Raw genomic sequence first — 11,465 nt, forward strand, 5'->3', positions numbered from 1 at the left:
GATGCGAGAACTACTCGCCGAAGACGTCGCTGATGCGGTCCTCGTCGACACCGAAGAAGTAGGTGAAGGCGAAGCCGGCGGCGTAGGCGGCAAGCATGGCGATGACGTACTGAACCTGCGTGCCGGGAACGACGATCAGCAGGCCGAAGAGGCCGGAGACGCCCTGAGAGACGGTGCCAAGGTGGAAGAGCCACGCGAGCACGCCGCCGACGCCGGAGCCCAGGCAGGCGGTGACGAAGGGCTTGCCCAGAGGCAGGGTGACGGCGTACATGAGGGGCTCGCCGACGCCCAGGATGCCAACGGGGATGGAGTCACGCAGGAACGTCTTGACGCGAGCGTTCTTGGTCTTGACCAGGAGCGCCAGGCCAGCACCGACCTGGCCGCCACCAGCCATCATCAGGATGGGCAGCAGGTAGTTGACGCCCTGGGTGGGGCCGGCCGGGTCGTTGAGCATGGCGTGGATCGGCGTAAGGGCCTGGTGCAGGCCGACGGAGACCAGCGGCAGGAACGTGGAGGACAGCAGGTACGCACCGAAGACGCCCAGCGTGTCGTAGAAGAATTGCAGCACGAAGAAGATGCCCTGGGTCAGGAAGGCGCCGAGGGGCTGCAGCGCGATGACTGCGACGACGGAGCCGACGCCGACGGTCAGAAGCGGGGTGAAGAAGGTGTCCAGCGTGCTAGGCATGACCTTGTGCAGGCGCTTCTCGAGGAACGCGAAGAACGCGCCGCAGATGAGAGCACCGAGCAGGCCGCCGGCAGCCGCGTTGTAGGTGGTGGACATCGACACGGCGATCGCGCCGTTAGCGAACGCGGGGACCGGAAGCGCCACGGGCAGCTGCACGAGGGGCGTCGCGTCGGTGGCGGAGACCGCCATCAGGGGCATAGAGGCGTTTGCGATGGAGAGCGCGCCGGCCATGGCACCCAGGACGCCGGAGCCGCCGAACTCCTTGCAGGAGTTCATGCCGACGAGCAGCGGCAGGTACAGGAAGAGGGCCCAGCCCATGGTGCGGATGCACTGGTACCACCACACGCCCGCGAAGGCGTCCGCGGTGGTGACGTTGATGACGTTGCTGAGGCCGTTGATCAGGCCCGCGGCGATGATGCCCGGCAGAAGCGGGACGAAGATGTTGCCGATCTTCTTGAGGAAGCGTTGGACCGGCTTGTCGTGCTTGGCCTTTTGGACGGCCTTGTTGTCGGCAGCGGCCTGACGGACGTCGTCGGAAGCGTCACCCGGCTTGATGCCCGTGAGCTTGGCGAACTCGTCAAGAACCTTGTTGACGGTGCCGGGTCCGAAGACGACCTCGAAACGGTCACCATCCTCGACGACGGCCATGACGCCGTCGACGGCCTTGAGCGCATCCTGGTCGACCTTGGTGGCGTCGGCCACCTTGATGCGCAGGCGCGTCATGCACGCCATGTTACTGCAGACGTTGTCTGCACCACCCATGGCGGCCAGAACGTCGCGAGCGGTTGCTGCGAAATCCTTTCCCATCTTTCCTCCTCAACGTGTTTCCTATGGACGCCAGCCACAACTGGTATTGGGCACTGGTGCGACTGGGTAGTGCCTTTTGGAGTCCTCTGGGACTGTAATCCTCAAAAGGTAACCAATATTACTATGGAGCGAGAAGAGCACCCCTTGGTGAGCAATGCGTTTCTCGTCCGCCACCTCCGCGTCAACGTTCGGTTACACGCCGACGCGCGACGCGAGCGTGCGAGCGGTGGGGTGCGAGGCTACGCGCCGGCAACCGCTCCCCTGACCTTGCCGCCAGATGCCTCGAGACGCTCGCGCGCCTGCTCGGCGCTCACGCCGGCGAGCAGCATGACGATCGCAACCTTCGCCGAGCCGTCTGACTTCTCGAGCGCGCAGACGGCCTCGTCGCGCGAGCAGCCGGTGGCCTCAATCACGATGTTCTGGGCACGCACGTGGAGCTTGTCGTTGGTCTGCTGCACGTCAACCATCAGGTTCTGGTACGCCTTGCCCACACCCACCATGGCGCCGGTCGAGATCATGTTGAGCACCATCTTCTGGGCGGTGCCCGCCTTGAGGCGCGTGGAGCCGGTGAGCACCTCAGGGCCGCAGTCCAGCTCGATGGCCAGCTGGGCCTCGCGTGCGATAGCCGAGCCTCGGTTGCAGGCGATGGCCACCGTCTTGCAGCCGAGCTCCCTCGCGTGGCGCAGGCCGCCCACGACGTAGGGGGTCCTTCCGCTCGCCGCGATGCCAATGGCAAGGTCGCGAGACTCGAGGCCGAGTTCGTCCAGCTCGCGAGCGCAGAGCTCGGTGCTGTCTTCGGCGCCCTCCACGGCGCGCACGAAGGCCTTCTCGCCGCCGGCAATCAGGCCCACGACGCGCTCGGGCTCCACACCGAAGGTCGGCGGGCACTCCACGGCGTCGAGAACGCCCAGGCGACCCGACGTGCCGGCGCCGAAGTAGATGATCCTTCCGCCCGCGCGGAGGGACTCGATGGCCCACTCCACCGCCCGAGCGATGTGGTCAAGCTCTTCTCCCACAGCCTCCTGGACGTGCGCGTCCTCCGCGTTCATGACGCCTACCAGCTCGCGCGGAGTCATCATGTCCAGGTTCGTGGTCCGAGGATTCATCTCCTCGGTAGACAGCCTCGAAAGGTCAATCACCACTCATTCCCCCTTGCTTGCATGCTTATCGCTCCCGTGCCGGATGCCCGGGTCAAGCTCGTTTCCGTCCTCGTCCGCCCCGGCCTTCTTGATCCAGTTGGACGAGAGGCGCTCGACGCTCTTCTTGTAGTTGCGGCAGACGTAGGTAGTGAAGAGCACGTCCACCACGTTGAGCTGCGCGATGCGCGATGACATGGCACCGCTGCGCACCAAGAGCTCGGTTGCCGCGACGCCCAGGACGACATCGGAGAGGTCGACGAGCGGCGAGGCGAACGACCCGCGCGTGATCGAGACCACCTTGGCACCGTTGTTGCGCGCGACGCGCGCGCAGTGCAGGACGTCCTCGGTCATGCCGGAGTAGCTCACGACGATGGCAAGGTCCTGCGACCCCAGGTTGTTCGCGTAGAGCAGCTGCGAGTGCAGGTCGTCGCAAACCTCGCACGGGATGTCGAGCCTCAGCAGCTTGAGCTGCAGGTCGTGGGCGACCAGAAGCGACGCGCCGACGCCGAACAGCGCAATGCGGCGCGCACGGCGGATGAGGTCGACGGTCTTGTCGACCGCCTCGACCTCCAGGCCGTCGCGCGTCAGCTCGAGCGTCGACACGTTGCGCGAGGTCACCTTGTCGATGATGTCCTGCGTCGCGTCGCCCGTGATGACGCCGTCGGCCACGACGTCGCGACTCTTCTCGGCAAGTGCGCGATCGTACACCAGGCTGCGCTGGAAGTCCGGGTAGCCCGAGAACCCCAGCTTGCGCACAAGGCGCACGACGGTAGACGGCGAGGTGTAGGTAAGCTCAGCCAGACGGTGCGTCGAGATTCCCACCGCGTCATCGGGACGCTCCAGCAGGAACTCTATGATATCCAGCTCGGAGGAGCTCGCCAGCGGGCGATACTCCTCTAGGTGGACGCGAAATCCTCGCATAGAACTTCCTCCTTCGTCGTTGGGACTATGCTACGCCGCAGTCGTGTTTTTTAGAATTGTTGACAGTCGCGTTTCACACCGTGACACAATAGCACCCCCGATTCGCACGCCCGCAGACAGCAACAAACCGTTCACGGCGCAGACATGCCATTGTCGTTTCATGTTTTCACCCAAGACATGACACGCGTCTGTCTTGCTTTGACGGAATCGTGCATCAGTAAGAAACACGAGTTCAACAGCATCGCAACCCAGCTCTGACCGGGTGGTGTCGGGGCCGAGACGGACGGGAAACCGGCCGCCCCTATCGTTTCTCGTAGCCCTTGAGGCCGCCCTCGGCGCGCGAGATCCTCCGCCGCCGAGGGCGCGACTCAGCCGAATACCTGACACCACGGTGCGAGAGGAGCAGCCATGCCCGAAAAAGACGACGTCATGCGATTCGAGGATTACCAGAGATACCTGAGCCCGGCACTCGCCAAGGCGACGGACCTCGTGATTGACCACGGCGACGGCCCGTACATGTGGGACGTCACGGGCCAGAAATACCTCGACTTCGTGAGTGGCATCGCCGTCAACGCCCTCGGGCACGGCAACCAGGCGGTGCGCGACGCCATCCACGAGCAGGTCGACCGCCTGATCAACGGCAGCTTCAACATGGTCAACTTCCCCTCGACCCTGCGGCTTGCCGAGCGCCTCGCCGAAATCGCCCCCGGTGAGCTCGGATGCACCATGTTCGCGAACGGCGGAGCCGAGGCGACCGATGCGTCGCTCAAGCTCGCCCGCGCCTACACGCAACGCCCCGCAATCATCGCGTTCGAGGGGTCCTTCCACGGCCGCACCATGGGCGCCATGAGCGTCACCGGGTCGTCGGCCATGTACCGTCAGAGCTACCAGCCCTGCATGCCCGGTGTGTACTTCTCGCCCTACCCGCAGAAGGACCTTTGCCCCAAGGAGTACGACGAGGAGCAGCGCAGCGCCTTCTGTCTGGAACAACTCGACAAGATCTTCAGCTACCTCGTGTCGCCCGCAGAGGTCGCGGCCATCCTCATGGAGCCCATCCAGGGCGAGGGCGGCTACTTCGTCCCGCCCGCGAGCTTCGTGCGCGGCGTCCGAGAGCGCTGCGACAAGTACGGCATCATGCTGATCTTCGACGAGATCCAGGCCGGCTACGGCCGCAGCGGCAAGATGTTCGCAGGCCAGAACTTCGACGTCACGCCCGACATCATGAACCTGGGCAAGGCCATCGCCGGCGGCCTCCCCATGAGCGCGACCGTCTCGACCGAGAAGATCATGAGCAAGTGGCTCCCGGGCATGCACGGTGGCACCTTCGGCGGCAACCCGGTCTGCGCCGCCGCGGCCAACGCGGTCCTCGACGAGTTCGAGCGCCAGGACATCCTCGCAAACGTCAAGACCGTGGGCGGCTACCTCGGTACCAAACTCGACGAGCTGCGTGAGGCCCATCCCGTCATCGGCGACGCACGCGGCATCGGGCTCATGCGTGCAATCGAGTTCGACCACGAGGATGGCTCCCCCGCACCCGAGGTCTGGGGCGAGGTCAAGGCCAAGGCGCTCGAGCATCACATGATCACCCTCAACTGCGGCGTCCACCACAACGGCATGCGCTTCGCGACCCCGCTCAACGTCACGCGCGAGGTGATCGACGAGGGCCTCGCCATTCTGGACCAGTCCATGCGCGAGCTGGGCTACTAGGCATACCCAGTCAGCACGCCCTCCGCAGCGCCGAGGTCCACGACACGCCAAAGCCCCCCGAGCACATCAGAGAAAGGCCGTCTTTCGAGCAAAGGAGCAGAACATGTCCCATCGCATGCATCGAATCGCCTACCTCAGAAGCGCCGTGCCCCTCGACGGCGACCGAGAGCTTCTGGCCAAGCGCGAAATAGACGACGTCGAGCTCTTCGGTGCCCCCACCGACTCCGACGGCATCCCGCTGCCCGGCTCGCTCCAGGACGCCGACGGCATCGTGAGCGAATGGGGACGTGTGGACGCCGCGACCTTTGCCGCAAATCCTCAGCTCAAGGCTGTGGGCATCATGGCCATCGGCTACGACTTCATCGATGCCGAGGCGGCGGAGAGGCAAGGCTGCTGGGTCACGAACGTGCCAGGCTACTGCACCTACGACGTGGCGCTCCACACGCTCGGACTCATCGTAGACCTCTATAAGAAAATCAGCTGGTTTGACCGGCAGACGCGCTCCGGAACCTGGGACGACATGGCAGGCTACGACGCGGAGAGGCCCCGCGGCAAACGCGCCGGCCTGGTCTTCTTCGGCTCGATCGCGCAGGCCCTCGTACCCATGCTCCAGTCGATAGGCATGGAGGTTGCCGTGTGGGCCCCCACGAAGAGCGTCAGCCAGATAGCGTCGCTTGGATGCGAGAAGGTCGACACCGTGGAGGAGCTCTTCTCGACCAGCGACGTCGTCAGCCTCCACTGCCCCCTGGTCAAGAAGACGCAGGGCCTCATCAGGAAGGAGACCCTGCGCCTTATGAAGCCCACGGCGTTTCTGGTAAACACCTCGCGAGGCGGCTGTGTTGTGGAGGAGGACCTGGCATGGGCCCTGCGCAACCACGTCATCCGAGCGGCCGCCATCGACGTGATCCAAGACGAGGTCAGCGGCACGAGCCCTCTCATCGGCCTGGACAACTGCATCGTCACGCCGCATGCGGCCTACCACAGCGCCGACTCCTACGCCGAGATGCGAGAGCGTGCGCTCATGAACGTGGTCGCAGGCGTCCATGGCAGACGGCCCGCAGACCCGGTCAACGAACCGGTCGGCCGCGCGGATACCCGCGCGGCCTGGCCCGTCTCCGCGTAGGTCGCCGTAATCGCTCGGAAGCAGCTCCGGTCACCCGAATCGGCCGCAAGCAGCTCTTCCCTCCACGTTCGCCCTGTAATACGAGCCCAGAGAGCTGCCGCGAGCCGGTTTGGGTGACCAAGGAACTTATCTGGAGCGTTTTGGGTGACCGAAGGGGCAATCACTCGGCAAGGATCGCGCATCGGGAGGCGCACCCGAGCCCCGTCCCGACGCGCCAGGCCATCCCAGCCACAAAAAAAGAGCCGACCCGAAGGTCGGCTCTGAACTCCCATGGAGCGGGCTACGGGGTTCGAACCCGCGACCTCCACCTTGGCAAGGTGGCGCGCTACCAACTGCGCCAAGCCCGCGACGCAAGGAAACACTATACGCGACGACACGCCCCTCGGGCAAGGACATTTTTGTCAACTCGGAAAAAAGTCTTCCCAGAGCTTCCGCGCTTCCGCATTTCCAAAGCTAGAACCTAAGGGAGAAGAACTTTGGACATTTTGCGGCGACGCGCCTTCCCGGCAAGTCTACCCAGCGTAGCTCAGGGCCTTCGCAGCTCGCGGCATGAGCCAGTGCTTCATCGCCAGGGAAACTACGACCAAGACCGCAATCATGATGTCGAGGGTTATCTCAGTGCCAAGCCGCGGGCTCGCGAAGATGCCGACCGCAACAATCGCCGCACTCAAAATCCAGCCTCCGAACAGCGCAACCGCGACGGACACGCCGGACTTGATGACGGCCACCTCCTCGGTCCAGTTAAGGTTGAGGTGCGAGATGTCAAGAATCAGCGCTGCGTCGGTCATGACGCATGCGAACAGGATGACGAACGCAAGCATCATCACAATCTGATTCGCGGGAATCCCGAACACGATTCCCAAGATGATCGTGGTAGGCATGATGGCAGCCACGTTCAGAAGCACGGCCATGCGCTCCTTGGCCAGCAGCACCTCGCGCATGTCTACGGGAAGCGTCTGCACGATCCAGAGGTTCTTGCCCTCAAGCGAGACGGAGGGAGCGGCGATGTCGTCTGTCGAGACCAGCATGCAGATGAATCCGGCAACCACGACGGGAAGGACCGTCATGACGGGCGCGTCAGCCGGGGCTTCAGCCATAAACGCCTGCACATCGGCCGCCTTCACCAGGGCGAAGATGGCGCCGGCGGGCATCAAGATGAGTCCCAGCGCGCAGTTGAGCATCCACGTAGGGTTGGCCCCAAAGCGCACGAACTCGCGCTTGAGCAGGGCCGTCCCGGAGTCGGTGCTTGCGAACGTGTAGCTCTTGCTCGCGGTGCGACCCACGTGAGCGTTCTGCAGAACGAGCTTCCCGTAGTTTCTCGAGAGCACCCACAGGCACACGGCAGTCAGTGCGACTCCAACGGCAACGACTGTCGCGAACGCGCCGAAGTCTCCCTGGGCGGCCCTGCCCATCAGTGACACGTAGCGAAACCACTGCTGCATGAACGAGGCGACCTCCCCGGCATTCTGCCCAAGGTTCTCAAGCTTCTCGACTGCCCAGAAGTAGATGACGTAGTACAGCGCGATGCCCGTAAGGCTCACGACCATAGTGACCAAGCTGTGGCCCTTCGCCTTGGACGCGATCTTGGCCACAACCCAGCCCAAGACGCACGAGAGCACCGAAACCACCAACGCGATAACAAAGGTCATGAGGATGGGGCAGAGCACGCTCGCAGCGCTCAGCGGAACGAGAGTCCAGTATCCGATGACAGCGGGAATCCAGACCCAGGCGCTGTAGAGCAGACTCATCACGTAAACGCCGATGAAGCGAGCGAACAGGAGCTTCAGCGACGAGATGGGAAGCGACATCAGGAACTCGTTGTCCTTGGGCAAATACAGGCTCGAGAACGTGTTGAACACGCTGCCGAACAGTCCCATCGTCATTGCGACCAGCGCCATGACCGAAAGAAGCAGCCAGTCCAGGCCGAGCTCAACCATGGCGGATCCGAGTCCGATCGTTGTGTTCAGGAACAACACCCCCAGGCCAGCGAACAGGGCCATCAGGAGCGCGACGAAGCTCAGAAGCCCCCATCCCGAGCGGCGCCTGCCGGTCTTCGGGTTGATGATTAATGACTTGAACAGCTCCAGGAGCTGCTTGCGAATAAGCACCCTCAGCATGGCTTACGCCTCGCTCTCTACAAGCTCAAGAAAGACTTCCTCAAGGCTCTCATCGCCCTTGACCTCGTCCATGGTGCCCGACCTGAGCAGCCTGCCCGCCTTTATAATCGCGATCTTGTCGCAGATCTTCTCGGCGACGTCAAGCACGTGGGTGGAGAAGAGAATGGCCCCTCCCTTGTCGCAGTGCTCGCGCATCATGTCCTTAAGCAGCTTGGAGGCCAGGGGGTCTAACCCGACAAACGGCTCGTCCATGAGGATCAGCTTCGGACTGTGAGCCCACGCGCCAATAATCGCGAGCTTTTGCTTCATGCCATGCGAATAGGTGGCAATGGGCTGGCCCAGCTCGGAGGTCAGCTCGAACTTGTCTGCCAGCGGGCGGATGATCGCCTCCCTCGTGGCGGAGTCGACGCCGAAGACGTCGGCCAGGAAGTTGAGGTACTTCGCGCCAGTCATGTAGTCATACAGGTCGGGGTTGTCGGGGATGTAGGCCAGCTCCCTCTTGCATGCGACGGGTTCGTCCTTGACGGAGTGGCCGTCGATGGCGATTTTGCCACGGTCGAAGGCCATGATGCCGACGGCGCACTTGATCGTGGTGGTCTTGCCCGCACCGTTGTGGCCGACAAAGCCATAGACCTCGCCCGGGGCAATGCGCAAGGACAGATCGTCCACGGCAGTCTTGTCGTCGAAGGTCTTGGTCAGGTGCTCAATCTTGAGCATGTCACACACTTCCTTTCGTATCGCCCCGTCACCCAGGGGCAGAAGACGCTTACGCCAGGCGAGACGCCCGGCGGTAGAACCTATGCCGCACATGGTGCGAGAGTTGCGCGTGAGTATCTAGCTATGAGTTTGCCTGTGGGTAATAACACGCTTGCAGGTGGTTGCGCGCAGATGAGGGCCAGCAAAAGGCAAGGGTATCGGGCGGACGAGAAGTACGTGGAACGCAGCGTTGCCAGACGGCCTTGCGCTTCGCCGTGGCCAGGTTGGCGTCAATGTCGCTCGAGCGCAGCCAGCACCTCTGCCTTGTCATAGTCTCCGTGCGGCAGGCGTGACTCGGTACGATAGGCGCGCACCAGCGACTGGTTGACCTCCGAGAGTATGTCGCAGATCTGCTCGTCAGAGTACGGGCAGTCATCCACGACGATGAGCGTGCCCAGGCTGAACACGACGAGCCAGAGGTCACGCAGGCAGTCCTTGGCCGTGTCCTCGTCCATGCCCGTACCGTCAAAGAGCACGTCCAGGGCAAGGTCGCGCGCGACCTCGAAGGCCTCGCTGGCGCTGCCGCCCTCGCGCTCGTGGCCGCTCAGGAAGAGCAGGCGGAACAGCTGCGGCTCCTGGCGGGCAAAGCGGATGTACTGGAGACCCAGCCCCAGAAACGGAACGGGGCTCTTCAGCCCCTCCTTGATGAACTCGCCAAAGACCTCCTTGGACCTCGCGAACACCTCGGACTTCAGGCCTTCCATGGAATCGAAGTACGAGAAGATCGGACGCGTGGACATGCCCATGCGCGTGGCGAGCTCGCGCGCCGTCAGCGCGCGGAACCCCCTCTGGCGTACCAGGTCGAGGGCAGCTTCCACAATCTGCTCCCTGGTAAAGCGCGGCTTCGGTGGCATGTTCGTCCTCCCCTCCTCTATGTCACCCGTTACATAACTGGTGTTGCGTAACATTTGTTATGTAACGTATGTTATTCTATGCTCTTAACATTGTCAACAGAAATCCAGGAGCCATGCCATCCTCGCGAGTCCAGGCGCTACCATGCCTGAGCAGGCATTTCGCGGACACAACAAGGCCCGCCTCGCCAGGTCTGGCAAGACGGGCCGACTCTTTCCAAAGCGTCTTCCAAGTCGCGACGCGCCTACGACAGCGTGATGCGCGGTCCGCCCAGGGGACGTACGACCTCGCCCACGACGTCCGCGAACGGAACGCGGCCGTCCGCTTGAAGGTCGGCCACCAGGGCATCGGCGTCGCCGGGCGCGACGGCAATCATGAGGCCGCCGGAGGTCTCCGGGCAAAAGAGCACGTCCTGCAACTCGCGCGAGACGCTTCCGACCGCGACCTCGGCCTCGGCAAAGTGACGGTTGCGGTACATGCCCGCAGGCAAGATGCCCAGCTGCGCCCATTCGAGGACGTGCGGCAGCAGCTCAACCGCACCCGTCTCGAGCATGATGGCGACATCTGCGCCCTGCGCCATCTCTAGGAGATGACCCAACATGCCGAAGCCCGTGACGTCGGTCGCGGCATGGACGTCGTGCTCGACCATGACGTCTCGGGCCCAGCGGTTGAGGGTCATCATGAGTCCCTCGGCACGGGTCACGTCCTCCCGATTCGCAAGGTCGCCCTTGGCGGCGGTCACCGTCTCGCCAATGCCCAGGGGCTTGGTGTAGACAAGCAGGTCCCCCGGACGAGCGCCGGAGTTGGTGAGCATGCGGGTGGGATTGACGAAACCCGTCACGGCAAGGCCGTACTTGGGCTCGGGATCGTAGATGGAATGGCCCCCGACGATGCTGGCACCCGCCTCGAAGACCTTCTCGTAGCCGCCGCGCAGGATCTCGTGGACCACCTCGGAGGGCATGTCCTCGGGCACGGCCATGACGTTGAGCGCCACCTTGGGCTCGCCGCCCATGGCGTACACGTCGGAAAGCGCGTTGGTCGCTGCGATGGCCCCGTAGGTGTATGGGTCGTCGGCGATGGGCGGGAAGAAGTCGACGGTCTGGACGAGCGCGAGGTCGTCGGTCACGCGGTAGACCGCCGCGTCGTCGCTGCGGTCGAAGCCCACCAGAAGGTTGGGGTCCTTGCGCACGTCGAGGTCGCTCAGGAGCGCGGCCAGCTGGCCCGCCCCCACCTTCGCGCCGCAGCCGGCGCACTCGGCCAGCTTGGTCAGCTTCACGTCGTCGTGGGCACCCATCGCGCTCACCCAAACCTTTCCGGGGCTACGTCCGCCCCCAACGTCAATCGCACCAAGGCGATGC

At 63.8% G+C, this 11,465-nt stretch carries 9 protein-coding genes and 1 tRNA gene; 2 read left to right on the plus strand and 8 right to left on the minus strand.

The genetic code is table 11. The features are described from left to right. Positions 1 to 10 precede the first annotated feature (10 nt). The 3 genes from B5D13_RS04120 to B5D13_RS04130 all read right to left on the minus strand — a co-directional run bounded on the left by B5D13_RS04120 (position 11) and on the right by B5D13_RS04130 (position 3,552). Positions 11 to 1,492 (minus strand): PTS transporter subunit EIIC, encoded by a 1,482-nt coding sequence (locus tag B5D13_RS04120; RefSeq protein WP_078687063.1) that lies wholly within the window; start codon positions 1,490 to 1,492, stop codon positions 11 to 13. Between the two features lie 239 nt (positions 1,493 to 1,731). Beyond that, positions 1,732 to 2,631: an N-acetylmuramic acid 6-phosphate etherase gene (gene murQ, locus B5D13_RS04125; RefSeq protein ID WP_078687175.1), complete on the minus strand. Its 900-nt coding sequence runs from the start codon at positions 2,629 to 2,631 to the stop codon at positions 1,732 to 1,734. A gap of 3 nt (positions 2,632 to 2,634) precedes the next feature. After that, complete coding sequence (locus B5D13_RS04130) at positions 2,635 to 3,552, minus strand: MurR/RpiR family transcriptional regulator (protein WP_078687064.1); 918 nt, start codon at positions 3,550 to 3,552, stop codon at positions 2,635 to 2,637. Positions 3,553 to 3,960: 408 nt separating this feature from the next. Here B5D13_RS04130 and B5D13_RS04135 point away from each other — a divergent pair, with 408 nt between their 5' ends. Together B5D13_RS04135 and B5D13_RS04140 are read left to right on the plus strand one after the other, a co-directional pair. Next, complete coding sequence (locus B5D13_RS04135; RefSeq protein WP_200802608.1) at positions 3,961 to 5,259, plus strand: aspartate aminotransferase family protein; 1,299 nt, start codon at positions 3,961 to 3,963, stop codon at positions 5,257 to 5,259. 103 nt (positions 5,260 to 5,362) lie between these two features. Beyond that, positions 5,363 to 6,382 carry a C-terminal binding protein gene (locus B5D13_RS04140; RefSeq protein ID WP_078687065.1) on the plus strand — a complete coding sequence of 340 codons (1,020 nt, stop codon included), beginning with the start codon at positions 5,363 to 5,365 and terminating at the stop codon, positions 6,380 to 6,382. Positions 6,383 to 6,653: 271 nt separating this feature from the next. On the opposite strand, the gene B5D13_RS04145 is transcribed toward B5D13_RS04140, so the two are convergent. The 5 genes from B5D13_RS04145 to selD form a co-directional block, all read right to left on the minus strand. Continuing rightward, a tRNA-Gly gene (locus tag B5D13_RS04145) sits at positions 6,654 to 6,729 on the minus strand. Positions 6,730 to 6,894: 165 nt separating this feature from the next. Further along, entirely contained in the window at positions 6,895 to 8,499 is a 1,605-nt protein-coding gene (locus tag B5D13_RS04150; protein ID WP_078687066.1) for a putative ABC transporter permease subunit, read from the minus strand. A gap of 3 nt (positions 8,500 to 8,502) precedes the next feature. Further along, complete coding sequence (locus tag B5D13_RS04155) at positions 8,503 to 9,216, minus strand: ABC transporter ATP-binding protein (RefSeq protein WP_078687067.1); 714 nt, start codon at positions 9,214 to 9,216, stop codon at positions 8,503 to 8,505. Positions 9,217 to 9,485: 269 nt separating this feature from the next. Then, positions 9,486 to 10,109, minus strand: a complete 624-nt coding sequence (locus B5D13_RS04160; protein WP_159443989.1) for a TetR/AcrR family transcriptional regulator — start codon at positions 10,107 to 10,109, stop codon at positions 9,486 to 9,488. 242 nt (positions 10,110 to 10,351) lie between these two features. Then, positions 10,352 to 11,401, minus strand: a complete 1,050-nt coding sequence (gene selD / locus B5D13_RS04165; protein WP_078687069.1) for a selenide, water dikinase SelD — start codon at positions 11,399 to 11,401, stop codon at positions 10,352 to 10,354. Positions 11,402 to 11,465: the final 64 nt, after the last annotated feature.

It is taken from the genome of Olsenella sp. KH1P3, assembly GCF_900167315.1.
In the GTDB taxonomy this organism is placed as follows: domain Bacteria; phylum Actinomycetota; class Coriobacteriia; order Coriobacteriales; family Atopobiaceae; genus Olsenella_J; species Olsenella_J umbonata_A.